General features: G+C 62.7%; 31 protein-coding genes and 1 tRNA gene. 8 read left to right on the plus strand and 24 right to left on the minus strand.

Going from position 1 to position 23,571, the window contains the following annotated elements; translation table 11 throughout:
• Positions 1 to 2 precede the first annotated feature (2 nt).
• From M9978_RS13405 to M9978_RS13425, 5 genes are all read right to left on the minus strand, one after another.
• Positions 3 to 1,199 (minus strand): aminotransferase class I/II-fold pyridoxal phosphate-dependent enzyme, encoded by a 1,197-nt coding sequence (locus tag M9978_RS13405; RefSeq protein ID WP_254294027.1) that lies wholly within the window; start codon positions 1,197 to 1,199, stop codon positions 3 to 5.
• 159 nt (positions 1,200 to 1,358) lie between these two features.
• The gene (locus tag M9978_RS13410; protein ID WP_254294030.1) at positions 1,359 to 2,120 is read right to left on the minus strand and encodes an SDR family NAD(P)-dependent oxidoreductase; all 762 of its coding nucleotides are present in this window, start codon (positions 2,118 to 2,120) and stop codon (positions 1,359 to 1,361) included.
• Entirely contained in the window at positions 2,117 to 2,611 is a 495-nt protein-coding gene (locus tag M9978_RS13415) for a MaoC family dehydratase (protein ID WP_254294032.1), read from the minus strand. Before M9978_RS13415 ends, M9978_RS13410 begins: the two co-directional genes overlap by 4 nt.
• Entirely contained in the window at positions 2,611 to 3,552 is a 942-nt protein-coding gene (locus M9978_RS13420; protein WP_254294034.1) for an acyl-CoA dehydrogenase family protein, read from the minus strand. The genes M9978_RS13415 and M9978_RS13420 overlap by 1 nt, the downstream gene beginning before the upstream one ends.
• A complete protein-coding gene (locus M9978_RS13425; RefSeq protein WP_254294036.1) occupies positions 3,552 to 4,697 on the minus strand; it encodes an acyl-CoA dehydrogenase family protein in 1,146 nt (381 codons plus the stop codon). Before M9978_RS13425 ends, M9978_RS13420 begins: the two co-directional genes overlap by 1 nt.
• A 252-nt stretch (positions 4,698 to 4,949) precedes the next feature.
• On the opposite strand from M9978_RS13425, the gene M9978_RS13430 reads away from it, so the two are divergent.
• Both M9978_RS13430 and M9978_RS13435 read left to right on the plus strand, forming a co-directional pair.
• The gene (locus M9978_RS13430) at positions 4,950 to 5,759 is read left to right on the plus strand and encodes an enoyl-CoA hydratase-related protein (RefSeq protein WP_254294038.1); all 810 of its coding nucleotides are present in this window, start codon (positions 4,950 to 4,952) and stop codon (positions 5,757 to 5,759) included.
• 25 nt (positions 5,760 to 5,784) lie between these two features.
• Positions 5,785 to 6,096, plus strand: a complete 312-nt coding sequence (locus M9978_RS13435) for an SDR family oxidoreductase (protein ID WP_254294040.1) — start codon at positions 5,785 to 5,787, stop codon at positions 6,094 to 6,096.
• 4 nt (positions 6,097 to 6,100) lie between these two features.
• Here M9978_RS13435 and M9978_RS13440 read toward each other — a convergent pair whose 3' ends face one another.
• Genes M9978_RS13440 through M9978_RS13470 form a run of 7 tightly spaced genes read right to left on the minus strand, consistent with a single transcriptional unit; the run spans position 6,101 to position 12,574 of the window.
• Positions 6,101 to 6,883 (minus strand): IclR family transcriptional regulator, encoded by a 783-nt coding sequence (locus M9978_RS13440; protein ID WP_254294041.1) that lies wholly within the window; start codon positions 6,881 to 6,883, stop codon positions 6,101 to 6,103.
• Between the two features lie 49 nt (positions 6,884 to 6,932).
• Entirely contained in the window at positions 6,933 to 8,279 is a 1,347-nt protein-coding gene (locus M9978_RS13445) for an MmgE/PrpD family protein (protein WP_254294043.1), read from the minus strand.
• Between the two features lie 31 nt (positions 8,280 to 8,310).
• Positions 8,311 to 9,225 carry an HpcH/HpaI aldolase/citrate lyase family protein gene (locus M9978_RS13450; RefSeq protein WP_254294045.1) on the minus strand — a complete coding sequence of 305 codons (915 nt, stop codon included), beginning with the start codon at positions 9,223 to 9,225 and terminating at the stop codon, positions 8,311 to 8,313.
• A 7-nt stretch (positions 9,226 to 9,232) separates the two neighbouring features.
• Positions 9,233 to 10,423, minus strand: a complete 1,191-nt coding sequence (locus tag M9978_RS13455; RefSeq protein ID WP_254294047.1) for a CaiB/BaiF CoA transferase family protein — start codon at positions 10,421 to 10,423, stop codon at positions 9,233 to 9,235.
• 32 nt (positions 10,424 to 10,455) lie between these two features.
• Positions 10,456 to 10,929 (minus strand): MaoC family dehydratase, encoded by a 474-nt coding sequence (locus M9978_RS13460; RefSeq protein WP_254294049.1) that lies wholly within the window; start codon positions 10,927 to 10,929, stop codon positions 10,456 to 10,458.
• Positions 10,926 to 12,080 carry an acyl-CoA dehydrogenase family protein gene (locus M9978_RS13465; RefSeq protein WP_254294051.1) on the minus strand — a complete coding sequence of 385 codons (1,155 nt, stop codon included), beginning with the start codon at positions 12,078 to 12,080 and terminating at the stop codon, positions 10,926 to 10,928. The genes M9978_RS13460 and M9978_RS13465 overlap by 4 nt, the downstream gene beginning before the upstream one ends.
• A complete protein-coding gene (locus tag M9978_RS13470; RefSeq protein ID WP_254294053.1) occupies positions 12,077 to 12,574 on the minus strand; it encodes a MaoC family dehydratase in 498 nt (165 codons plus the stop codon). Before M9978_RS13470 ends, M9978_RS13465 begins: the two co-directional genes overlap by 4 nt.
• Before the next feature lie 373 nt (positions 12,575 to 12,947).
• Between M9978_RS13470 and M9978_RS13475 the strand changes: the two genes are divergently transcribed.
• Positions 12,948 to 13,868, plus strand: coding sequence for an amidohydrolase family protein (locus tag M9978_RS13475; RefSeq protein ID WP_254294056.1), 921 nt, complete (start codon positions 12,948 to 12,950; stop codon positions 13,866 to 13,868).
• A 132-nt stretch (positions 13,869 to 14,000) separates the two neighbouring features.
• The gene (locus M9978_RS13480) at positions 14,001 to 14,900 is read left to right on the plus strand and encodes an amidohydrolase family protein (RefSeq protein WP_254294058.1); all 900 of its coding nucleotides are present in this window, start codon (positions 14,001 to 14,003) and stop codon (positions 14,898 to 14,900) included.
• 177 nt (positions 14,901 to 15,077) lie between these two features.
• Here the strand turns inward: M9978_RS13480 and tam are convergent, their stop codons facing one another.
• Complete coding sequence (gene tam, locus M9978_RS13485) at positions 15,078 to 15,845, minus strand: trans-aconitate 2-methyltransferase (RefSeq protein ID WP_302054004.1); 768 nt, start codon at positions 15,843 to 15,845, stop codon at positions 15,078 to 15,080.
• Positions 15,846 to 16,415: 570 nt separating this feature from the next.
• A tRNA-Glu gene (locus tag M9978_RS13490) sits at positions 16,416 to 16,490 on the minus strand.
• A 111-nt stretch (positions 16,491 to 16,601) separates the two neighbouring features.
• On the opposite strand from M9978_RS13490, the gene M9978_RS13495 reads away from it, so the two are divergent.
• Both M9978_RS13495 and M9978_RS13500 read left to right on the plus strand, forming a co-directional pair.
• Positions 16,602 to 17,138 carry a J domain-containing protein gene (locus M9978_RS13495; protein ID WP_254294061.1) on the plus strand — a complete coding sequence of 179 codons (537 nt, stop codon included), beginning with the start codon at positions 16,602 to 16,604 and terminating at the stop codon, positions 17,136 to 17,138.
• The gene (locus M9978_RS13500) at positions 17,135 to 17,434 is read left to right on the plus strand and encodes a (2Fe-2S) ferredoxin domain-containing protein (protein WP_254294062.1); all 300 of its coding nucleotides are present in this window, start codon (positions 17,135 to 17,137) and stop codon (positions 17,432 to 17,434) included. The genes M9978_RS13495 and M9978_RS13500 overlap by 4 nt, the downstream gene beginning before the upstream one ends.
• Here the strand turns inward: M9978_RS13500 and M9978_RS13505 are convergent.
• Genes M9978_RS13505 through pspA form a run of 9 tightly spaced genes read right to left on the minus strand, consistent with a single transcriptional unit; the run spans position 17,427 to position 20,601 of the window.
• Positions 17,427 to 17,843: a SufE family protein gene (locus M9978_RS13505; RefSeq protein ID WP_254294063.1), complete on the minus strand. Its 417-nt coding sequence runs from the start codon at positions 17,841 to 17,843 to the stop codon at positions 17,427 to 17,429. The two genes, M9978_RS13500 and M9978_RS13505, sit on opposite strands and share 8 nt — an antisense overlap.
• Positions 17,844 to 17,899: 56 nt before the next feature.
• Positions 17,900 to 18,145 (minus strand): hypothetical protein, encoded by a 246-nt coding sequence (locus M9978_RS13510; protein WP_254294064.1) that lies wholly within the window; start codon positions 18,143 to 18,145, stop codon positions 17,900 to 17,902.
• A 23-nt stretch (positions 18,146 to 18,168) separates the two neighbouring features.
• Positions 18,169 to 18,435: a hypothetical protein gene (locus M9978_RS13515; RefSeq protein WP_254294065.1), complete on the minus strand. Its 267-nt coding sequence runs from the start codon at positions 18,433 to 18,435 to the stop codon at positions 18,169 to 18,171.
• Between the two features lie 30 nt (positions 18,436 to 18,465).
• Entirely contained in the window at positions 18,466 to 18,597 is a 132-nt protein-coding gene (locus M9978_RS23170) for a hypothetical protein (RefSeq protein WP_302054005.1), read from the minus strand.
• Between the two features lie 13 nt (positions 18,598 to 18,610).
• Positions 18,611 to 18,931 (minus strand): hypothetical protein, encoded by a 321-nt coding sequence (locus M9978_RS13520; RefSeq protein ID WP_254294066.1) that lies wholly within the window; start codon positions 18,929 to 18,931, stop codon positions 18,611 to 18,613.
• A 21-nt stretch (positions 18,932 to 18,952) separates the two neighbouring features.
• The gene (locus M9978_RS13525) at positions 18,953 to 19,243 is read right to left on the minus strand and encodes a hypothetical protein (protein WP_254294067.1); all 291 of its coding nucleotides are present in this window, start codon (positions 19,241 to 19,243) and stop codon (positions 18,953 to 18,955) included.
• A gap of 27 nt (positions 19,244 to 19,270) precedes the next feature.
• Positions 19,271 to 19,648: an envelope stress response membrane protein PspC gene (pspC, locus tag M9978_RS13530; RefSeq protein ID WP_254294068.1), complete on the minus strand. Its 378-nt coding sequence runs from the start codon at positions 19,646 to 19,648 to the stop codon at positions 19,271 to 19,273.
• A gap of 1 nt (position 19,649) precedes the next feature.
• Positions 19,650 to 19,928, minus strand: coding sequence for an envelope stress response membrane protein PspB (pspB, locus tag M9978_RS13535; protein WP_254294069.1), 279 nt, complete (start codon positions 19,926 to 19,928; stop codon positions 19,650 to 19,652).
• A gap of 4 nt (positions 19,929 to 19,932) precedes the next feature.
• Positions 19,933 to 20,601 (minus strand): phage shock protein PspA, encoded by a 669-nt coding sequence (pspA, locus tag M9978_RS13540; protein ID WP_254294070.1) that lies wholly within the window; start codon positions 20,599 to 20,601, stop codon positions 19,933 to 19,935.
• A gap of 184 nt (positions 20,602 to 20,785) precedes the next feature.
• On the opposite strand from pspA, the gene pspF reads away from it, so the two are divergent.
• A complete protein-coding gene (gene pspF, locus M9978_RS13545; protein ID WP_254294071.1) occupies positions 20,786 to 21,817 on the plus strand; it encodes a phage shock protein operon transcriptional activator in 1,032 nt (343 codons plus the stop codon).
• 349 nt (positions 21,818 to 22,166) lie between these two features.
• Here pspF and M9978_RS13550 read toward each other — a convergent pair whose 3' ends face one another.
• Positions 22,167 to 22,727, minus strand: a complete 561-nt coding sequence (locus tag M9978_RS13550) for a urate hydroxylase PuuD (protein WP_254294072.1) — start codon at positions 22,725 to 22,727, stop codon at positions 22,167 to 22,169.
• Positions 22,728 to 22,942: 215 nt separating this feature from the next.
• On the opposite strand from M9978_RS13550, the gene M9978_RS13555 reads away from it, so the two are divergent.
• Entirely contained in the window at positions 22,943 to 23,560 is a 618-nt protein-coding gene (locus M9978_RS13555) for a superoxide dismutase (RefSeq protein ID WP_254294073.1), read from the plus strand.
• Positions 23,561 to 23,571 lie beyond the last annotated feature (11 nt).

The raw sequence follows: 23,571 nt of genomic DNA on the forward strand, positions 1-23,571 counted from the left end.
GACTAGATTCCTGCTGCGACGGGTTGCTCGACTAGCGCTCTGCACGCTGTCACAATCGCCCTGCTGCCCGCTTCGACCGCATCCGGCGACGCGGCGAATGACAAGCGCAGATAGGGCGAGAGGCCATAAGCACCGCCGTCGAGCACTGCGACCCTGGCCTCTTCCAGCAGGTACAATGAGAAGTCCAGGTCCGTCTCGATGCGCTTCCCCCCCGGCGATGTCCTGCCGAGCAGGGCCGACACGCCGACATAAATATAAAATGCGCCTGACGGTGAATATGGATCGAGGCCGGGCGCGTCGGACAGGATTTCCAACATGCGGTCCCGCCGCGCCTGATACATCGCCTTTGCCTCGCTGACGCAGGTCTGGTCGCCGGTCAGCGCGACGAGTGCCGCTGCCTGACCGACCGAGCTGGCGCAGGTGGTGCTCTGGCCGATCATCTTGACGATCACATCGATCAACGGCTTGGGACCGGCGGCATAGCCGATGCGCCAGCCGGTCATCGCATAAGCCTTTGACGTGCCGTTGATGATCAGCGCGCGTTCGAACAGCAATGGTGCGACCTCGACCAGGCTGGGCGCGCGAGCGCCGTCATAGCAGAGATGCTCGTAAATCTCGTCGGTCATCACCCAGACATGCGGATGGCGGTGCAGCACCTCCGCAAGTTCGCTGAGTTCCTGCCGTGAATAGACGGCACCGGTCGGATTGTTCGGCGAATTCAGCACGAGCCAGCGGGTACGGGGCGTGATTGCCGCTTCGAGCATCGCAGCGGTTAGCTTGAACCCGACGTCGGGGCCGCAGGCGACGATCACGGGGCTGCCGCCATGCAGCGTGGCGATGTCGGGGTAGGAAACCCAATAGGGGGCAGGAATGATGACTTCGTCGCCGGGGTTCAGCGTTGCGGCGAACGCTTCATAGATCAACTGCTTGGCCCCGCATCCGACGACGATGTTGTCGGGGCCACACGGCAGCCCCTTTTCACGCTGAACTGTTTCCGCAATCGCACGCCGCAACGCCGGTTGGCCGGCCGACGCGGTGTAATGCGTGTCGCCGGCGCGCATCGCATCGAGCGCGCCGTCGATGATGTGGGCAGGGGTCGCGATATCGGGTTCGCCAATTGTAAGGTCGATGACCTGCTGTCCCGCCGCCTGCAGATCCGCGACAATCTTCTTCGCCACGATACTCGCAGAGGGTTTCATGGCCGCAGCGCGGCTGGAAATCGTTAAAAGCGGCGACATCGATTCTCCCTCTCACACGATGAGGTGCGATATCCAATAAGATACTTGAATGAATCTTATCGTCAAGTGTTGGGGGATCGCCTGGCGATCAGCAGGACGCTTATTCCGCGGCCAGATGGCTCATTTTGGCGGCATGCGGATCGCGCCGTCGAGGCGGATGACTTCGCCATTGAGCATGGGATTCGCGAGGACTGCGGCAACCAGTTCGGCAAATTCTTCAGGCTCGCCCAATCGGCTTGGAAAGGGCACCTGCTTGCCGAGCGAATCCTGCACGCCCTGTGGCAATCCGCTCACCATCGGTGTCCGAAAGATCCCGGGCGCGATTGCCATAACCCGGATCGCCGCCTGCGACAGATCGCGGGCGAGCGGCAGGGTCATGCCGATCACGCCGGCCTTGGACGCCGCATAGGCGGCCTGCCCGATCTGGCCGTCATAGCCCGCTACGCTGGCCGTGTTGACGATCACGCCGCGCTCCTCGCCCAACAGCGGTGTAGCCGACAGCCGCGCAGCGAACCGGCTGATCATTGCGAACGTGCCGATCAGGTTGACGTCGATTGCCTTGCGGAACAGCGCCATCGAATGCGGCTGGCCGTCGCGACCTACGGTGCGCATGCCCGTTGCAATCCCGGCACAATTGACCAGGATGCGCGCCACGCCATGTGCCTGCTCGGCGGCATCGAACGCTGCATCGATATCGTCATCGCATGTAATGTCGGCGCGTATGAAGCGTCCCCCGATGGCCGCTGCGTGGAGGCGGCCCGCTTCTTCGGCAAGGTCGACGATCGTCACCTTTCCGCCTCTGGCGGCGATCATTGTGGCGACCGCCCCGCCCAGGCCCGAAGCGCCTCCCGTTACGATTGCAGCGACATCTTTCAGCTTCATGCAATATTTTCCAATGGAGGGGGGACTTGCGAGATTTCCGCAACCGGGCGTTTCTGCAGCAGTCCGCTTCGCAGGCATTTGCAGACGATTTCGTCACGCTGATTATAAAGGCAGTGCTGGAAGGTGACGATGCCCGCATCGAGCCGCGATTTGCTTTCCCTCAGTTCGACCACCTCGCTCGTCGCATGAAGCGTATCGCCGATGAAGACCGGATTTGGCGTGACGACCTGGTCGAAGCCGAGATTGGCGACGAGTGTACCAAGCGTCGTCTCCCCGACCGACAGGCCGACCATCAGCGCGAAGGTGAAGGTCGAGTTGACGAGGATCTGGCCGAAGCCGCTGGCCCGGGCAGCTTCGATATCGAGGTGCAAGGGCTGCGGATTGTGCGTCATTGTCGAAAACAGCAGATTGTCGGTTTCCGTCACGGTGCGCCGGATCGGGTGCCGGATCGTGTCGCCGACCTGCCATTCGTCGAACCAGCGTCCGGCCATCATTCCCCCCTTGCGGTAAGTTGCGGCCATAACGGCGTCTGGTTGCGCAGCGCCACGCGGCCTAGTTCCGTCGCCCAATAGCTTTCGCCGCCGAAATCCTCGCGCCACTGCCACAGGCGGCGGGTCAGGCGGGCCAGGGCATATTCCTGCGTATAGCCGATCGCGCCGTGGATCTGATGCGCGTGCTCGCAAACGGTGCCTGCCGCCAGTCCCGCCCGGAATTTTGCGACCGCGACCGCTTGAAGGTCGAGAGGCGTCCCGGGCTGCACTGTGGCGACGGCAGCGTCCAGCGCCGCACTTGCCGCAGCAACCTCTGCGCTCATCTCGGACAGCAAATGCTGGATCGCCTGAAACTTCGACAGCGCCCGGCCGAACTGGATACGTTGCCCGGCAAACTCGATGCTCAGCGTCAAGGCTGCCTCGAGGGCGCCGCACATCTGCGCCGCGCGCGTAAGAGCGGCGAGGGGCAGGGCAATGTCATGGTGCAGCTCACCAGTCGCGATGACAGCCCCCGTAAGGGCGCCAGCATCGCTCAGCGGATCCTCGCCGACAGCGGCATAGGCGCTGGCGATCGGCCCGCGATGCAGGGTCAGCGAACGTCCCTGAACGCGAACCACATGATCGGCGCCGTCGCCAAACGGTATGCCGCGCTGCCATCCTTCGATGAGGACGCTCATCCTGCCAACGGGCGACTGCAGCCCGGCCTCGCTAAGCAGCCAGGAAGCGACAAGCGTGTCGGCGATCGGCACGGGCAGCGCATGAGCGCCCGCCAGCCGCGCCAGGCCGAAGCCTTCCGCGGGCGCCATCCCGTACCCGCCATGCGCTTCGCTCACCCAGAGCCGTGTCAGGCCGCTTCCCTCAAGCGCGACCCAGGCGGCGTCGAGCGACTCCCTGTGATCGGTGAGGATGCGTGTAGCCGTCGTTTCCAGCATCGCGTCCATCAGCGTACACCCAGCTGCCGGGCGATCACGCCGCGAAGGATTTCGGTCGTCCCGCCGCGCAGCGTGTTGGCCGGCAGGCGAAGCTGGACCTCGTCGCGCAGGCGCAGCAACGCCACCGGCACCTCGGCCTCGGGACGCGCTGCAATGATGCCTCGAATGGTTGCGAACAGATGCTTCTCGAACGCGTTGCCGAGTTGCTTGACGAGCGCGGCCTCAGTGTCGGGATGCTCGCCCGCCTGCAGGCGATACGCAATCCCGCGCGACATGATGCGCAGCGTGCTCAGGCGCGCAATAAGGTCACCGACAATCACAGGCGGGATGGCTTCGGGCATCGTGGCCAATGCATGCTCCAGCAGCAGGAATGTGGTCAGGAAGCGTTCGGGACCGGAGCGCTCCATCGCGAGCTCGCCCATGCATTGCGCCCAGCCATTACCCTCTGTGCCCAGCAGTGCATCGTCGGTGAGCTGAACATCGTCGAACACGACTTCATTGAAGTGCGTGTGACCGGCGATGTCGCGGATTCCGGAGATTTCGATCCCGGGCAATGTTAAATCGACCAGGAATTGCGAAAGGCCGACATGCCGGTTCTTTCCGTCGGCGGGCGATGTTCGCGCCAGAACGAGCATGTAGCTGGAGATGTGCGCAACCGTCGACCAGATCTTCCGTCCGCTCAAGGTCCAGCCGGTCGGCGTCTTCGTCGCCTTGGTCGTGACCGCGGCCAGGTCGGAACCCGCTTGCGGCTCGCTCATGCCGACACAGGTGTAGCATTCACCCGCGGCGATGCGCGGCAGGATCGATTGCTTTTGCTGCTCGGTGCCGAATTTCAGGATCTGGGCGCCTGACTGGCGATCCGCGATCCAGTGCGCGGCGACCGGTGCCCCGGCGACCAGAAGCTCTTCGGTGACGACGAGCCTGTGCAGCGTGGGCAGGGCGTGGCCGCCATAGGCCTTCGGCCAAGTCATCCCGATCCAGCCCATCTGGCCAAGCTTGCGGCTGAATGCCGGCGCGACGCCGCTTACCCAGCAATCGGCTGCAGGTTCGAATCCGCCCGCCGCTCGCTCCGTTTCCAGGAACAACCTGACACGGCTCCGTAGCGATCGTTCTTCCTGCGTTTCCGGCGCGATCGGGAAGATGAATTGGCTCAACTCACTTGTCCTCCGGCCTGATCAACGCGTCCTGATTTAGAACTTGGCTGCGTTTCGGTCCGCAGCGGAATGCGCAATGGCATCGTCAGCCCATCGGCGAAAGAAATTGCCGTGATCGGGGGCGTGATATCACATTCCGGATCATTCCCCGGTACGTTGTATACGGACCAAAGATGCGCGATTGGCCGGACACTGATATCCGCAATTCCAGTGAAATATGGGATTACGGCGAATTCAGCCCAATCCGGCCGAATGGAGAAGCGTGTTATGTCGGTTCTTTACGAACAATCGGGACGGCTCGTTACCCTCACACTGAACCGGCCCGAAACGCATAACGCCTTGTCGGCGGATGTGGTCGAGGCATTGGTCAACGGGCTGAAAACGGCGAATGCCGACCGATCGGTGAGCTGCGTGATCATCACTGGTGCCGGGAAAAGCTTTAGCGCGGGTGGCAATCTGCATGAGCTTCGTGACCTGACGGCCACGCAGAAGCTGACCGAGCCGGAACTCGCCGTCTGGTACCAGACGGGAATTCAACGCATCCCAGCGACCTTCCATGATCTCGACGTGGTCACGATCGCGGCCGTTCATGGCCATGCGATCGGCGCAGGCTGCGACCTGGCGGCAATGTGCGATATTCGTATCGCGGCCCCCGACGCATCCTTTGCGGAAAGCTTTGTGCGAGTGGGGCTTATCTCGGGCGATGGTGGCGCGTGGTTTCTGCCGCGTGTGATCGGCCTCGCGCGCGCCAAGGAAATGATGCTCACGGCGCAGCCCGTGGGCGCGCAAACGGCACTGGATTGGGGACTGGTCAATGCCGTGGCGGAGGATGGCAAGCTGGTCGATGCCGCAACGGAAATGGCCGGGCGGATCGTTGCCCTGCCGCCCAACGCATTGCGCGGGACGAAGCAGCTGCTTCGCAAGATGGAGAATAGCAGCTTCAAACGGAGCCTGACCGATGCCGCGCAGATGCAGGCGGCGCTCCAACTGCAGCCCGATCACCTCGAAGCCATTTCCGCGGTGCTGGAGAAACGACCGGGGACGTTCACGGGTGCTATCTGAATGCGCCGATCAAGGATGTGATGGTTTGCGTCAACCGCGCCAGATTGTTGGCCTCCTGCCGCTAGCAACCGATGAGGAAGTAGGCGTGAATGCATCGCGTTCGCGGGAAAACAGTGTCGGACCCACCGGAGCGAAACTGGCGCAGCATTGCATGCTGCCAAGGCTCGGCTTGCCGGAGGACATGGCGAAAGCCGTCGCGTTTCTGGCTTGGGACGACGCATTCTACATCACTGCGCAGTTGCTGCGGGTGGATGGTGCGCTACTCGATCACGCGCCGCAGATGGCTGAGGCGCGACGCAATGACGGTTTTTACCAAAGCCAGTTACGGCAATATTGATACGTCAGCTGTTCGCGTGCTGAGGGTGTGAAGTCGATGGGGCCTTTCGCGGAGCGGCCTGTCTGACCTCTATTCTCAGCAATTCCACGAAATTCGACAGCTCGCTTTCGATCCGGTCGACCGGTGCGCCGATGCCGACGGCCAATGGGGGATGATCACCCAATCCGTCGAGGCGCATTGCAATGACCGCCGCACCGGGCGTCACGATCCCCTTGGTGAGGAAATAGCCCAGCTTGCGTCCGTGCCTGACCGCATCAAGGACCTCAGCCGGCGAGATCAGCGGATCGCCCGCTTCTCGTTCGGCATTCGCGCGGCGAACGATCGCGCCGATTTCCGTATCGGATTTGCTGGAAAGCAAGGCGCGGCCGATTGCGGTCGTGCATAAGGGGCGACAGGCGCCCTGCTTCATGTGGAAGCGGATCGGATTGGTCGCCTGCTCGATCTTTACGTAGACAGCATTCATGCCCTGTTGCGTGCCTAGCAGGATCATGTCGCCGGTCGCGGCGCTCAGTCGGCGCATCATGGCTGGGGGATTTCGTCCCCGCCCGGCTTGCTCGATCAGCCAGGAGCCCAACAGGGCGATGCGGATGGTCGGCTGGAAGCGGCGCGTGCCCGGCTCCTGGCTGAGATAGCCCAGCGTCGTCAGCGAATGCAGCAGGACCGAGGTGCTCGATTGGGGATAGTCGAGCGCTTGCCTGATTTCCTGGACCGTCGCCGGTCGCTGACGTTCGGCGAAATATTCCAGCACTTCCAGAACGCGGCGCGCGGATTTGACGGTATCGTTCATGCCGGACCCCGCTGGGCTGCTTTTATGTCGGAATGACGTGCCACCGCCGTCACGCCGTCCGATCATACAAATGCGAGATCTTTTCCAGGCCGTGCAGTTGATCGAGGCGGCCGAACAGGGCCTTGCGTCCGGCAGCGTCCAGCCGCGCTTGCGTGCACTCCTCGAACTTTGCCCACAGCTTCGCATCGGACACGGGATTGCGCGCATGACCGAGGGGGAAGCGGACTGGTGGACCGGTCCGGACTTCGCCGGTGTCATATTCGATTTCGACCCAGTCCGCCGGCGAGAACAGCGCCTGGTCCGGATCGACTTCGTGGCTTTCGATCCGCTGCGTGCATCGCATCAACTTCACGACATCCGCCCGGCGGACATAGGTGTCGTCGAGTTCGCGCAGGCCGACATTGCTGGCGATGATCGCGGCCGCCACCGCGAATTCGGCGCTGAATTTTGCTTCGAGTCCGTCGGTCGGCATGCGGTAACGAAGGATCTGCGACTGGGTTTTTCCCAGGTGGACGCGGATGGCTCGAATCGCGTCGATGCGGCCTTCCGCGAGGCCGTCCATCGCCAGGGCCGAATTGATCAGTCGATGCGCTGCATAACAGACAGGATAGAGTTTGATATTCAGCCCTTCGGTAAGGATCCGCCACGCCTCGCCAAAGCGGGGGGCAGTTTCACGATCGACCTGACCCGATGGAGAAAAGGCTAAAAGAAACCCCCCCGGATGCTCCAGCGCGTCGAGCCCTGCGGTCATTCCGCGCGCTGCCATCTGAGCCGCCAACACCCCGCTCTGCGCGGCGCGCCCGAGTTGAAACGGCTTGGTCATCGTACCGAAATTCGCGACCAGACCCGCTGACATGGAAGCGGCGATTGCCAGTGCGGCAGAGGTCTGTTCGGCGTTAAGACGCAGCAGATTGGCACACGCTGCCGCAGCCCCGATCGACCCGAAAATGCCCGAGGGGTGAAAGCCTTTTACGTGGTGCTTGTCCCTGTCTCTCGATACGAGTTCGCACCAGATTTCATAGCCAGCGACATAGGCCGTGATGACGTCCTTGCCGCTGGCAAACGGCTCGCCAGCGGCAAGTAGGGCAGGGAACAGCACGGCGCTTGGATGGCTTTCGCCGCTGGTGTCGTCATAGTCGAGCGAGTGTGCCGAGGTCGCGTTGAGCAAGGCCGCATAATCGACAGTCGTTCGCAACTTTCCCCATAAGGCGTTGGCATCGTCCGACCGTGGTGCGCCGCTGGCGACGATCGACGTCACCGGCTCGTCGAGCCCGAGCAGGATAACCGACGCGCAATCGGCAATGCCGATCATCGCCGTCTCCGCCGCGGCGAACGGAAGGTTGTCGTAGCGCAGCTCCGCGACGAAGCGTCCCGCGCTTTTGGTCAACTCGTCCATCGAACACCTCGCATTTTCCGGTTCGGCGGCGCTACAGCCCGGCCCGTTCGGCGCGCTGCAAGATAACTTGCTGCATGCGTATGGTCCCGGCATCCACCATCTGGCCATCGATGGAGATAGTCCCCACACCCTCGGCCTCTGCCTTGGCATATTCCGCCATCATGGCGCGGGCCTTGCGCACGGCTTCTGCGTCGGGTGTGTACACGTCCAGCGCCACGTCGATCTGGACCGGATGAAGCGCCCATTTGCCGATGAATCCGAGCAACTGCGAGCGGATGCATTCCTCGCGATAGGTCTCGGTATCCTTGAGACCGGGGAATGGCCCGTCGATCGCATCCACTCCCGCCGAACGTGCGGCGATCGCCAGCTGCCACCGGCCATAATGCCAAGGATCGCCGGGATAGCTGCTCTTGCCGTACAGGATGACAGGGTCCATCCCCATCGACGCCGAGTAATCGCCGAAGCCGAAGATCAGCGCTTCGAGACGCGGCGTGGCGAACGCGATTTCGTTGACGTTGCGCATGCCATCGACTTCCTCGATCAGGACTTCGAGGCCGATTTTCTTGGTAAGCTTCAGCCGCTTCTCGATCTGCGACAACAGCGTGTCGACGAACAGCAGGTCGGATGCGCAGCGCGCCTTGGGCAGCATGATCGTGTCGAGATGCTCATGCGCCTGTTCAACGACATGGATGATGTCCTCATAGCACCATTCGGTGCCGAGATCGTTGATCCGCACGCAGCGCGTCTTGTCGCCCCAGTCGAGGTTCTTGAGCGCATCGATCACCTTTGCGCGGGCCGATACCTTCTCGCGCGGCGTGACCGCGTCCTCGAGGTCGAGAAAGACATGGTCCGCGTTGGACGCTGCCGCCTTGACGAGCATCTTTTCGCTTGAAGCCGGTACGGCAAGCTGCACGCGACGGCGACGGACGGGGCGTTGGTAGTTCATGGCGTTCCTATTTGACGATGTTGTGCTTGAAAAGGCGGTCGGCGGCGTCACCGGCATAACCGGCTGCCTCCAGTATCTCGCGCGTGTGCTCGCCGAGCAGCGGGGCGCGGTGGCGCACCCGGCCGGGCGTCAGGCTCATCTTGATCGGCACGCCCGCGACAGTGACGGGGGTCGCAGATCCCGGCTGCTCGACCTCGACGAGCATTTCGCGAATGCGGAAATGCGGGTCGGCGAAGATGTCCGACACATCGTAGATCGGACCGAACGGGATGACGCCGCCGAACAGCTCGGTCAGTTCGGCCTTGGTCCTGGTGCGCGTGAAGGCCTCGACGATCGAATAGACTTCGTCCTGCCGTTCCAGCCGGGCGCCATTGGCGGCGTATCGCGGATCTTCCGCCAGATCGTGCCGCTCGATCAGCGTCAGCAGCTTGCGCCAGAAATCATCGGTCGGCGCGCTCAGCGTAAGCCAGCCGTCCGCCGCTTTTACGACGCCATAGGGACATAGAAGTGGATGCCGGTTTCCCTCGGGCCGGGGAACGCGACCGGTATAGCTATATTGGTTGATGATCCGCTCGCTGGTGGCCAGCACGCAGTCCACCATGCCGACATCGACGAACTGCCCGAGCCCAGACTGCCTGGCCTTCATCATGGCCATGAGAATGCCGATCACGGCGAACAGCCCCGGAATGAGATCGCCAACGCCCGGACCGACCTTGACCGGTGTATCGGCGTCCGGTCCGGTGATGCCCATCATCCCGCCCATCGCTTGCCCCACTATGTCGAAGGCCGGCCAGGCGGCGTAAGGACTTTCGCCCGACCGCGGATCGCCGAAGCCGCGGATCGCCGCGTAGACCAGCTTGGGATTACGTGTCGACAACAGCTCATAGGAGAGGCCAAGCCGCTCCATCACACCGCCGCGCGAATTCTCGACCACGGCATCGGCGCTGTCGATCAGCTTGAGCAGAACCTGCCGGCCCTCGCGCGACTTCAGGTCGAGCGCGATGCTCTTCTTGTTGCGGTTCACGCTCTGATAATAGCCACTGATCTCACGCAACTCATCATCCGTGCGATAGGGGCCGAGCTTGCGCGTCTCGTCCCCTTTGAGCGGTTCGACCTTCAGCACTTCCGCGCCATGGTCCGCCAGAATTTGCGTGCAAAAGGGACCCGCGAGCACTTGGGTCAGGTCAATTACGCGCATCCCCTCCAGGGCGCCTGGCGGGGCCAAATTCATCAGGCCGTGGCCGGTCGGTTGCGGATGAGAACCGTGCGTTCGACTTCACACACCAGTTCATCGCGTTGATTGAAGCCATAATGCTTGAATGTGACCAGCCCGGCATCTGGACGGTCCGAAGAGCTGCACGACAGGACTTCGGTCGCGCTGTAGAGCGTGTCGCCTTCGACCACAGGCGTCTTGAGCCGCAGCTTGTCGAGAGCGACGTCGGCCAGTGCGTTTTCCGACGTGTCCTCGCTGGCAAGGCCGACGACGATCGACGCCGTCACGCCGCCATAGGTGATGCGCCGCCCGAATTTTGAAACCGCCATATTGTGGGCATTGAAATGCCCCTGTGCGGTATTCATCGTCAGATGCGCCAGAATGACGGTCTCGTTCTCGCCGATCGTCTTTCCGCGGACGTGGCGCATGCGCTGACCCGGTGAGAAATCCTCGAAATAGCTGTCTGGGCTGGTAAGTTTTGCGGTGGTCATTTGGCAGGCTTCCCCAGCAGTCGGTCGGAGATCACACGCAGCTGAATCTCGGACGTACCCTCGAAAATCTTTGTTAGGCGCGCGTCGCGCCAATGGCGTTCGACGGCGTAATGTGTCGTGTATCCGGCACCGCCATGGATCTGCAGCGCTTCGGACGTCACGCGCTCCGCCATTTCGGTCGCGAACAGCTTCACCATCGCCGCCTCGACGTCGCAGCGAACGCCGGTGTCGATCTTGCGGCAAACGGAATAGAGCAACTGACGCGCCGCTTCGATGTCGGTCGCCATCTGCGCCAGCTTGAAGCGGATCGCCTGGAATTCGCCGATGGCGCGGCCGAACTGAACGCGCTCCTGCGCATATTTCAGCGCGTCTTCCAGTCCGCCGCGCGCAAGGCCGATCGCCCGTGCTGCCGTGTGGGCGCGCGCGACTTCGAGGCCGCTGGTCGCGAGGTAGAAGGCGCGTCCTGGCTCGCTCACCATGTTGGCGTGCGGCACGCGGCATTGGTCGAGCGCCAGCTCCCAGGTCTTCCAGCCGAAATAGCCGATCTTCGGGATCGGCGCGCCGGCGCAGCCCTGTGGGAGCGAACCGCGCGGCTTTTCGACGATGAACGCGGAAATCCCCTGGTGCGGCCTGGCCTTGTCGACCGGTTCAGTCCGGGCAAGCACCAGGATGGCATCCGACCCGTCGGCATTGGTGCACCAATATTTGTTGCCGGTGATCAGCCAGTCGTCCCCGTCGCGCTCGGCTCGCGTCGAAAGGCCAGAAATGTCCGACCCCGTGCCTGGTTCGGACATCGAGAAGGCGAAGAGCATCTCGCCGGTGGCCATTTTGGGAAGGTAGTTGCGCTTCTGGGCCTCGGTCATCGCCTTATAGCCGAGCATCGGGCGGATGATGCTGCTGACGCTCATCCATGCGCGCGAAAGCTCTTCGGTGACCAGGCAATATTCCATGCAGCCGAGGCCCAGGCCGCCATATTCCTGCGGAATGGTAATGCCGAAAAAGCCCATTTCGGAAAGTTGCGCGAGCAGGGACTGCGGGATGTCGCGCCGCTCCGGATCATATTCATTGGCGATCGGCAGCACTTCGTTCATCGCGAAATCACGCGCCGCGGTCTGGATCATCAATTGTTCGTCGGTCAGCGAAAAACTCATAGCTTGGCATCCCTGCGGGGTACGAGATTGCTTCTCGTGAAAACGATCACGCGCTCGCCCTGCTGGTTGAATCCTTCGGTCAGCCAGGTGGCGATGCCATAGTTGGTGTCGCTCTTCGACGGCCGCAGCGCCTGCACCGTCGAGCGTGCGGTGAGCGTGTCGCCGACATGTACCGCACGTTCGAACGACAGGTCGTCCACGCCCAGAAACGCGCCGCCGCGCTCGCTCAGATCCTCGACCGACAGGCCGAATACCGTGGCGAATACCAGCATGGAGGCGACCACGATGTCGTGGTGACCGTCCGCCCTGGCATATTCGCGGTTGAAGAAGAGCGGGTTGAACTGAAGCGTGGTCAGCGAGAACAGGATATTATCCGACTGTTCAATCGTGCGGCCCCAATGATGATCGAACACAGTCCCGACCGCGAAGTCGTCGAAGGAATTGCCACGCAGCCTTATCGGAAAGTCTTCTATATGGGTGGTGCTTTCGCTCATCCGTTCCCGCCTTCATGAGAATCGATCAATGTTCGGCCCGTGTATCATGGAATTATCGATTGGGGTCCGAGGCGGCGTAAGATCATGAATGTGATAGAGCGGGGAGTAGTTATCGTCATTTACACGCTGAAATTGCGATATCTGCGTCGGGTGATTGGACAATATGCGCCAGTGCTCGCAAATGGATGATACTTCTCACGATTTGGCTCAATGACTGTTCACTGACTTTCATCACATATCTAATTTGCCGAGCTGCCCATGACGGGGAAAGGAAATTGGTTCTAGGATGCCCCAGGCCAGCGAGATGCTGCGAGGCCCAGAACGGATTTGAGCATCGCGCCGATGTTAAGTCCATTTGGCGGGAAAGCGTTCGGTGAACGAAATCGAGAAAGCCAAGCAAGAGGCGCGCGGCTGGTCCTCCAATTTCAGTGACCTGGATCTTCCATGGTCGAAGCCTGGGCTCGATGCGCGGACTTGCACGATCTTCGGCCTCGGCTTTTACGTGATCGACGACGCCGAGTTCAAATGGGCGCTGCTGCGCGCGTATAACGACTGGCTTGCCGAATTCTGCAGCGCTCATCCGAACCGGTTCAAAGGCATCGCGATGATCGCCAATGACGATCCGGCGCTGGCGGTTGAGGAGCTCGAGAGGGCGAAGAAGCTTGGCCATGTCGGGATCATGATCCCGACGGTCGCGGGCGAAGGAGTGCCGCAATATCATGAGCGGGGCATGGACCCGCTGTGGGAGGCCGCTGTCGCCAACGACATGTCGGTCAACATCCACGCCGGCACGGCGCGCGAGCGCAACAAGAAGACCAACCTCATCCAGGCCTCGGGCGGGCGCAATCCGACCAAGTCGCCGCTCAAATATGAGGTCTTCGTACGGCCGATGCTGAACATGATCTTCGGCGGCGTGTTCGTGCGCCATCCCAAGCTCAAATTCATCTCGGCGGAGAATGAAGCCGGCTGGGCAACGCACATCCTGGAACGCGCCGATTTCGAATGGCTGCGCTATCAGAATGTCGCGGTGAAGGATTTCGAGGGGCGCATCCCGGAGAAGCCGAGCGACTATTTCAAGCGCAACATCAAGCTGACGTTCCTGCGCGATACCGTCGCCATCCGCACCCATGATCTGCTCGGCGAGGACACGCTGATGTTCCAGACCGACTTCCCGCACGGCATCAGCACCTATCCGAACTCACGTGCCATGTGCGACGCCATGTTCGAAGGCGTCGATCCCGCGGTGCGCGACAAGATCGTCTACCAAACCGCTGCCGAACTTTACGGCTTCTGAAGCCGAAAGGCTCCCGACGATCTCGGTTCCATCATCTGGGGAGGTGTGGAATCCGAGATCGTCGGTTTGAGGAATGAATAACATTTGAAGCGAGCGACCCATCGGCAATGGCAAGCTTTGGAGGAAATGCGCATGGATATCGTTGACACTCAGGTGCATCTGGGACCCGGCGGCGCGGCGGAAAAGCTCGCGGCGATGGACGCGCTCGGCATCAAGTCGGTGCTGATCGACGAGTGGTGGGGCCGATGGTGGGGGACCAAACCTGGCGAACCCGCCTATCGCGTCGGCGACGGGGCGATCAGGACGACATCACCCACGGCCGAACTCGCTTCATGGACATATCCCGGGAGATTTTCCTATCTGGTGCGGGTGGATCCGAACGATCCCGAAATTCGCAGCGTCGTGCGGTTCGCGCGCGACAGCACTTACGCACGGGCGCTCCGCATCACGACGCCTATGCCTCGCTCGGAACTGGTCGCCTTCGCCGAGGGTGGTTTTGACAGCGTCTTTGCCGCAGCGTCCGAATTCGGCCTTCCGATCTTCGTGTCGCTGCTCGGCCATTCGGAACTTCTCCGCCACTACCTCGAAAAATTTCCTGACGTCAAAGTCATCATCGATCACTGCGGGATGCCGCCTAGCATGGCGATGGTACCAATGGTCGTGCAATTCGAAGGATTGCCCGACAGCGAGCGCTATTGGACCACGCTTTCGGGTGCACCGCTGGAAGAGTCGTTCAACAAGGTTCTTCACATGGCCGAGTGGCCAAACGTCGCGCTCAAATGGGCCCATGCGCCATCTCGGCTCAACGCGGCAGGCTATCCGAACGAGGCTGCGCGACCGTTCTTGCGCAAGGCGATCGACACATTTGGTGCAGAGCGCATCATGTGGGCAAGTGATGCCACTGTCAATCCGACCGGCGAGACATGGGCAGAGCTTCTTCACGCGGTGAAGGACAATCCGGATTTGTCGGCTAACGAACGAGCGTTAATCCTTGGAGGCAGTGCTAGAAGCTGGTTGGATTGGCCAAGCTGAGCTTCGCCGTAAAGGTGGATATATCCGCAGGCAGACCGGCGGGCGTCCGTTGAGAATCGTTTTCTTCGTTACCTTTTCAGCCGGGTCGCAACCCGGCTGACGGACTATCACGCGCTGTTCTTGGTGCTGAACGCAGTCACCTCTCGCCACCACCTTCTATATCGGGTCGATCCACGGTCAGCGCCGCGCTACGAAGAAGAGCCGCGGGAAAGGTAGCAGCACGCTCCCATCGGGAAGCGGAGGGTAAGCGGCCTCGATCAATTCCTGGTAGCGCGCTTCGAAGGCGACGATCTCATCGGCAGTCAGGAGCGCGAAAAACCCACGGAGAGTCGAGCTCCGGAACCATTCTACGATCCCGGCAGGGCTGGGGAGTCGATGGAAATACGTGGTTCGCCACAAGTCGACGGATTGCGCGACAGGCATAAGGATGCGGTAATAGCGATCCGCGTCCAGCCGATTTTCCCAAGGCGCGAACGCTGGGAGGAGCCGATCAGACCACGGCCCCTCTTCCGCTACCTGACGCATCAGTCGATGCGTCGCCTCGGTGAGATTGTCGGGCACCTGCACGGCAAGGCTACCGCCCGGGCGGAGCTTTGCCATGAGGCGTGGTAACAGTGTTGCATGACTCGGAACCCACTGGATCGCCGCGTTGGCCAGGATCAGGTCGAACCACCCCGGCGCGACCCATGTCGCGATGTCGTCGAGGGTGAAGTCGATGTCGGGCAGACGATCTCGCGCTGCGGCGATCATCTCGGGGGAACTGTCCATCCCCGTCACGTGGGCATCGGGAAAGGCCGCGAGCAATATCTCGGTCGAGTTTCCGGGGCCGGAGCCCAGGTCGATTGCGCGGGATACCGGATTGGTCATGACGCGAGCGAGAAGATCGTGAACCGGACGATTACGCTCGGCCGCGAACTGCAGATACATCCCGGCTGACCAGGTCATCGCGGCATCAGGTTCGAAATGGGGTGGCTAAGCGCGCACCGGGCGCCCGGCCCTGATCGCCGTCCGTGCGCGCCGTGGCAGTGCCGGCGATCGCCTTAATCCCCGCACGAGCCGATTGCAGTCCTTTCAAACCTGTGCCCTTTCTTCGCCAGCCCGGTTCACAAGACTTGACTGTAAGATACATCTTCGCATCTTACGGTCAAGTCTTGTGAACCGGGCTGGGAGAAGCCGCATTTACCATCGTAACCCGCAATACCGATGGGTTGCCGGCTTTTGTTGCTCAGAATTGTGGGTTGCTCGAGCGGCTTTTGGGTAAAAACATGAGTGGATCCTTGTGGACGGTCTGCGCGACACTGTTCGCCGGCGAGCTATTCGCAGGACCGGGCAGCAGGCCGTTTCCGACGTCTGATGCCGGCTCGGGTTGGCGCCCGATTTTCGAAGCACGGAGGGGGCATCAGACCGGGTCGCCCGCGGTCAACCGTCCGACGAAATCCGAAGAAAGATATTAGAGTGATTTTGGATAAACCGGCCCTCGGGGCGGAAGAATTCGCGCTAAGGCTTTAAAATCGCTGGTGACCCCTACGAGAATCGAACTCGTGTTTTCGCCGTGAGAGGGCGACGTCCTGACCGCTAGACGAAGGGGCCGTGCAAGCGCGAAGCGGGGCCTCTACAGGCGGCGGGCGGGGGCGTCAAGCGGCTGGTTTCGCCCGCGCGGAACGCTGGCAATTGGCGCCGTCTGTGACTATCTGCGCTTCAATGGCGCGTTCCACCCGATCCGTAGACTGGGGCTTCCCCCGCTGGCGTTCCTATGGCGCCGAGCGCGAGGCGGTGAAGGTGCGGCTGTGCGATCGCCACGGTTGCGACCAGCCCGGCGACCGGCCCGCGCCCAAGTCGCCCAACAGCCCGGACCGCTGGTATTTCTGCGAGGAACATGCCGGCGAATACAACCGCAACTGGAATTACTTCGAGGGCCTGACCGCCGAGGAAGCGGCCCAGCGCGAAGCGGACGAGCGGCGCGACGCGGGCGGCTTTGCCGAGAGCAAGCACAATAGCTGGGCGGGGCCGGGCGACGGCAGCCGCTCGCGCGACGAGATGCGCGCGCTCGACGTGCTGGAACTCGACCCGGACTCGGATTTCGAGGCGGTGCGCGGCGCGTGGCGCAAGCTGGCCAAGGAAAACCATCCCGACATCCGCCCCAACGATGCCGAGGCGGCGAAGCGCTTCCAGGCCGTGCAGACCGCTTACGAAGTGCTGCGCGCGGCCGAGGAACGGCGGCAGTGGAAGCCGGATTGAACGCGCGCGTTCGTTCGAACTGGACGAACGCGGTGCTGGTCTGTGCGAGATGCTCGAAGCGGCTGAACGGCGGGTTCGGCAAGAAGGGCAGGCAGCCGCTGGGCAAGGCGCTGCGCAAACATCTGCAATTGAAGAAGGGCCGCAAGGCGGCGGCGGGCGTGATCGACGTCAAATGCCTCGGCGTGTGTCCGCGCGGCGGCGTGACCGTCGTCAACGGCGCGGCGAGCCGTGAATGGCTGATCGTGCCGGCCGGCGCCGATCTCGACGCGGTCGCGCGTGAGGCCGGGCTCAGCTGACCGCGTAGCGCTGCGCGGTGTCGCGGATCAGCGCGATCATGTTGGGGATGCCCTGAGTGCGGTTCGAGCTCAGCTGGTTGCGCAGGTCGAACGGCGCCAGCGCACCCTCGATATCGGTCGCGAGGATGTCGGTGGCGGGGCGGTCCTGCACGGTCAGCAGGACCAGCGCGATGATCCCCTTGGTGATCGCGGCGTTGCTGTCAGCGAGGAAGTGCAGCCTGCCGTCGTCTGTCTGCGTCGGATAGACCCACACCGCCGCCGAGCAGCCGCGTACCAGCGTGGCGTCGGTCTTGAGCGCGTCGGGCATCGGCTCCAGCGCCTTGCCGAGATCGATCAGCAGCCGGTAGCGGTCGTCGGCGTCGAGAAATTCATATTCGTCGCGCAGGTCGGAAAGGGTGGGGGCGGTCATGCCGCGCCCGATAGCGGGAAAGCGGCGGGGCGGCTAGCGCCCGCGCCCAACCCGGATCAGAGATCCACCCCCGCCGCGATCGCCTCGAGCTTGCGGATGCGCTCCTTCAGGTCGGCGATCTCGATCCGCGCGCCGGCGGTGCTCGGCGCGGGATGCATCGCGTCGCCGCCATGCACGGTCTTGAGCTCCTGGCTCTTGAGCTGGAGCCAGCCGCGCCAGCCGGCAAGGCCCGCGGCGGTGACCATGCCCAGCCCGGCGAGGCTGGCGGTGGCCATGACGAGGTAGAAATTCGGGTCGGTCATCGCGCCCTCCATTTCCTGGGCTGTTACTTGCGCTCGTCGCGCAGCTTCTCGATCTCACGGTCGAGGCTGGACGAGCTGTGATTGTCGGTGATCACGCGTTCGAGCACCTGGATGCGGTCCTTGAGCGTGCGGACCTCATCCTGAAGGCGGCGCGCCTCGGCGGTGTTGGCGCCATCGTTCGCACCATATTCGCCCCCGTGGCGGTCGCGGCGGACCCCCAGCTTGGCGCGGATGATGCTGCCGACGGTCACGATCAAAACGATGCCGATCACCATTTCGAACGGGTTCATGTGAGGCTCCTGCTCTGGTCTGTTCTGTTGTTATTCGGCGGGCTGCGCGGCTTCGCGCGCCAGCCGCTCGGCGCGGCGCACGGGGCGGTCGCGCATTTCGGACAGGGTGACGCCAATGGCGCCGATCACGCCCAGCACCACGAAAAATCCGATCAACATCATCACAATTACTCCTTCAATTCCGGGTGACGCGGAGCGCTTCGATCTCGCGATCCAAAGCGACGCTGCCATCCGTCACGATCCGTTCGACATTGCCCAGCCGGTCCTTGACCGAGCCGAGCTCGGCGCGCAGCTGGGCGTTTTCCTGGCTCAGCAGCTTGATCCGCTCGATCATCTCTTCATTCCGCTGCGGATAGATCGCCTGCCCCCAGGCGCCATCGAGCGGATAGCCGTTCTTGACGCGCAGCCAGGTGGTGAACATCCATCCGAACATTCCCGCGACGCCGACGATCGCGACGGCCGGCATGATCAGTTGAAGTGCGGCGATTTTTTCCATCTTCTCAGTCCCTCTTGATCTTCAGCGCAGCGCGTCGATTTCGCGCGCGGTGCGCTCGGCCGGGTCGGTGGCGATGCGTTCGAGCACCGCGATCCGCTCTTCCAGCCGGCTGATCTGGCCGGTCAGCCGCTCATTCTCGCTGGTCAGCAGCTCGACCTTGCGCGCCGCGTCGGGATCGCCCTTGTGGGCGACGCCGCTCCACTCATTCTCGATCGGATAGCCGTGCCTCGCGCGGATCCAGGTCGAAACGAGCCAGCCGAAGGTCGAGATCGCGATGATGGCGATGATGAAACCCGGTCCACTCCACGACATTTGCGTTCCCCTGTTGAGCGCTCCGCCTCAGCGAAGGCGTTCGATCTCGTCGGCGAGCTGCGTGTTGCGGCTCGTGTAGAAGGTCTCGATATCGGCCATGCGGCGGTCGATCTCGCGCAGCTTGCTGCGGACTTCCTGGGTGGAGCGGTGTGGATTGGCGCGCACCCCCTGCCAGAATTTCGCGTCCTCGTTGCTGCCATAGAGGTCGATCGGCTTTTGCGACGTGACCATCGCCAGGCCGATATAGACGAAGAACATCAGCGGGAAGGTCGCGAAGAACAGGGCGAGGAAGCCGAGCCGGATCCACAGCGGATCGACGCCGGTATATTCCCCCAGGCCCTCGCAGACGCCAAGCCACTTGCCATTGGCCTTGTCGCGATAAAGCTGTGTGCGGCTGACGGACATTTCAGTTCCTCCGTGCGCGTTCGAAGTCGGTGAGCTCGCGAAGCGGGGGCAGTTCAGGCCCGCGCACGCGGAATTCGGGATTGTCGGCGGCGATGATCCGCTCGATCGTCTGCAGGCGATCCTCGAGCCGGCGCGCCGTATAGTGCAGCTCGTCGAGCAGGTTCTCGTCCTCGCCGGTCAGCGTCTTCGCCTGCTTCCACTTGGTGACATAGTGGAGGATGATCCACGGCATGCCGATGAAGAGCGCGACGATCGCGATCACTGGAATGAAGTCGTCCATCGTCTCAGCCCTCCTTGTTCAGGCGCGCCTTGAGCGCGGCGAGTTCGGCATCGACCTTCTCGGCCGACTGAAGCTCGGCGATTTCATCCTCCAGCGTCTTCTTCGGTGCGCCCAAGCTCAGCGCATCGGCGCGGCCCTCGGCGAAATCGACGCGGCGCTCGAGCAGGTCGAAACGGCTGAACGCTTCGCTGACCTTCGACCCGTGGGTCATCTCGCGCAGCTTGACGCGGTTGTTGGCGCTCTCGAGGCGAGTCATGATCGCGTTCTGGCGGGCACGGGCGTCGCGCAGCTTGGTCTGCAGCTTGCCGATATCCTCTTCCGAAGCGCGCAGCGCGTCGTCGAGCACGGCGATCTCCGCGGAAAGCTGGTCGCACATGTCATACGCCTTCTGGCGCTCGACCAGAGCGGCCTTGGCCAGGTCCTCGCGGTTCTTGCTCAGCGCTAGCTCGGCCTTCTCGGTCCAGCTTTCCTGCAAATTCTGCAGCTTTGCGATGTGGCGGCGCATTTCCTTCTGGTCGGCGATGGTGCGCGCGGCGGATGCGCGGACCTCGACCAAAGTCTCCTCCATTTCGAGGATGATCATGCGGATCATCTTCGCCGGGTCTTCCGCCTTGTCGAGCAAGTCGGTGAAATTGGCCGCGATGATATCGCGCGTGCGAGAAAAAATGCCCATCTGAAACTCACTCCTTGGGAAATGCGGCTCGCCCGTCACGATGATCCTCATTCACATCGTCAGCTTTGCAGATGCCGTGCCAGTTTCAAAAGTGACGGAATTGCGTGGCCTTTTGAGACTTAATCGGCTAATACACCGTCTCGGGTCTTGCCAAGTGTTGGGAAAATCCGCCAAGGGTTCGGATATGGAGCGAGCGACTCAAGTCATCGGGCAATCGGGTGCGTTTCTCGACGCGCTGGAGCGGGCGTCGCGCGCAGCGGCGCTCGACCGGCCGGTGCTCGTGATCGGCGAGCGCGGGACGGGCAAGGAGCTGGTCGCCGAGCGCCTCCACCGTCTGTCGCCGCGCTGGGATCAGCCGCTGGTGGTGATGAACTGCGCAGCACTGCCCGAGACGCTGATCGAGGCGGAATTGTTCGGCCATGAATCGGGATCGTTCACCGGCGCCACCAAGTCGCGCGCCGGACGCTTCGAAGAGGCCGATGGCGGGACGTTGTTCCTCGACGAGCTGGGCACGCTCAGCATGGCGGCGCAGGACCGGCTGCTGCGCGCGGTCGAATATGGCGAGATCACGCGGATCGGCGCGTCACGGCCGATCCAGGTCGATGTGCGCATCGTCGCGGCGACCAACGAGCATCTGCCCGAGCGGGTCGAGCGCGGCACGTTCCGCGCCGACCTGCTCGACCGGCTGAGCTTCGAGGTCGTCACGTTGCCGCCGTTGCGCGCCCGGCCGGGCGACGTGCTGGTGCTGGCCGAATTTTTCGGGCGGCGCATGGCGGCGGAGATCGGGACCGAGTGGCTGGGCTTTGGACCGACCGCGCTCGATGCGCTGACCGATCACAGCTGGCCGGGCAATGTGCGCGAGCTGCGCAACGTGGTCGAGCGCTCGGTCTATCGCTGGGAACGGTCCGGCCCGGTCGACGAGATCCAGATCGATCCCTTCGCCTCGCCCTATCGCCCCGCGCCGATGCCGATGGGCATCCCCGGCAATGCCGCGCCGGTGCAACTGGTAACCGAGGAGCCCGGCCCGCTGCCGCGCGACGAGGATTATGCCGGCGACTTCAAGAGCCGCGTCAACCGCTTCGAACGCGAGCTGCTGAGCCGCGCGATGGCCGAGAACCGCTTCAACCAGCGCGCGACGGCGGAGTCGCTGGGGCTGAGCTATGACCAGTTGCGCCATGCACTGAAGCGGCATGAGCTGCTGGGGGCGGGGGGCTAGCCAATCCCAATGAACGCAGTCACCCCGGCCTTGTGCCGGGGTCTGCCGTGCCGCGAGTGATGGGCAAGAGGCGCAAGTGCATCCCCTGCCTCACGGTGGATCCCGGCACGAGGCCGGGATGACGATGTTTGAGCGCATCCCACCCACCCAACAGCCAACTCGCTGCCGCCCGCCGATTGTTGGATACAAGTTGGATTTGAACTGCTCGACCTTGGCGACTGGTTAAACTCGCCGTCCCTCACGCGCCCGCGCGTGCGAGCGCGCACACGAGGGAGCGTCAACTTTGTCAACTTCGGTCAAAATGGGTAACCCCGGCGCGGCCGTCGAACAGCCGGCCGGGGCGCCTCGTTCAGCGGAACGCCACCATGCACAGCAGCATCGGCAGCGACAGCAGGGTGTTGATGCGCGAGGTGATCATCGCGGTCTTGGCGGCCTTGGCCTTGGTCGCGTCGTCCGCTTCGACCAGGCCGAGCGCCTTTTGCTGGTTCGGCCAGATGATGAACCACACGTTGAACGCCATGATCAGCGCCAGATACATACCGATCCCGATCAGCCGGGCGCTGGCGTCGAGCTTGAGCGCGTCGCCGAGCTCGCCATAGAGATGCGCGAGGATCAGGCCGGTGAGCACCGTCAGCGCCGCGGCCCAGCGGAAATAGAAGAGCGCGGCCGGCGCGATATGCTTGGAGACGCCCGGCTTCAGCTCGGCCGGGATCTTGGGCATGGTCGGGATCTGCACGAAGTTGAAATAATAGAGCAGGCCGATCCACAGGATGCCGAAGAAGACGTGCAGCCACTGGAACAGCCCGAGCGCGACGCTGGGCGGCGCATAATAGGGCGCCAGCATCAGCCCGATCGCGAGCAGTGCGCCGACCCCCAGCACTGCATTCAGATTACCGAAAAACTTGTCCATGCTTCGTCCCCTCCGTTGGGCCGGCACGCCCCCGCGCCGGCACGGTCTGCCCAAGCTTAGGGCGGCAATTTTCGTTTGTCACATGCAACGATTTTTTGGCGGAAACGCGTTTGTTTTCATCATCTGACGGCCCCAGATGGCGGGGACCGGAACGTGCGGCCGCGCGTTACGCTCCCCGGAACCACCACTCGCAAAAAACAGATGAGGGTATTGTAATGGCTTTCGAACTCCCGACGCTTCCCTATGCCAAGGACGCGCTCGCGCCGACCATCTCCGCCGAGACGCTCGATTTCCACTATGGCAAGCATCACAAGGCCTATGTCGACAAGACCAACGGCTTCGTCGCCGACAAGGGGCTTGAGGGCAAGTCGCTGGTCGAGGTGATCCGCCACGCCAAGGAAGCGGGCGACAAGGCGCTGTTCAACAATTCGGCGCAGATCTGGAACCACAGCTTCTACTGGTTCGGCCTGACGCCCGAGCCCAAGGAGCCCTCGGGGAAGCTCGCCGAGCTGATCGAGAAGTCGTTCGGTTCGAAGGAAGAGCTGGTCAAGAAGCTGGTCGCGGAATCGACCAATCACTTCTCGAACGGCTGGGGCTGGCTGGTGCTGGAGGGCGGCGAGCTCAAGGTGACCTCGCTGCACGACGCCGACACGCCGGTCGTGTACGATTACCAGCCGCTGCTGACGATCGACGTGTGGGAGCACGCTTATTACATCGACTACCGCAACCAGCGTCCGGCCTATCTCGAGGCGCTGACCAAGATCATCGACTGGGATTTCGTGGCGCAGAATCTGGATGGCGAGGGCGTGAGCCGGGCCGACCAGAAGGGCTGAGCGTTCGGCTT

It is taken from the genome of Sphingomonas tagetis (assembly GCF_024211275.1).
GTDB lineage: Bacteria > Pseudomonadota > Alphaproteobacteria > Sphingomonadales > Sphingomonadaceae > Sphingomonas > Sphingomonas tagetis.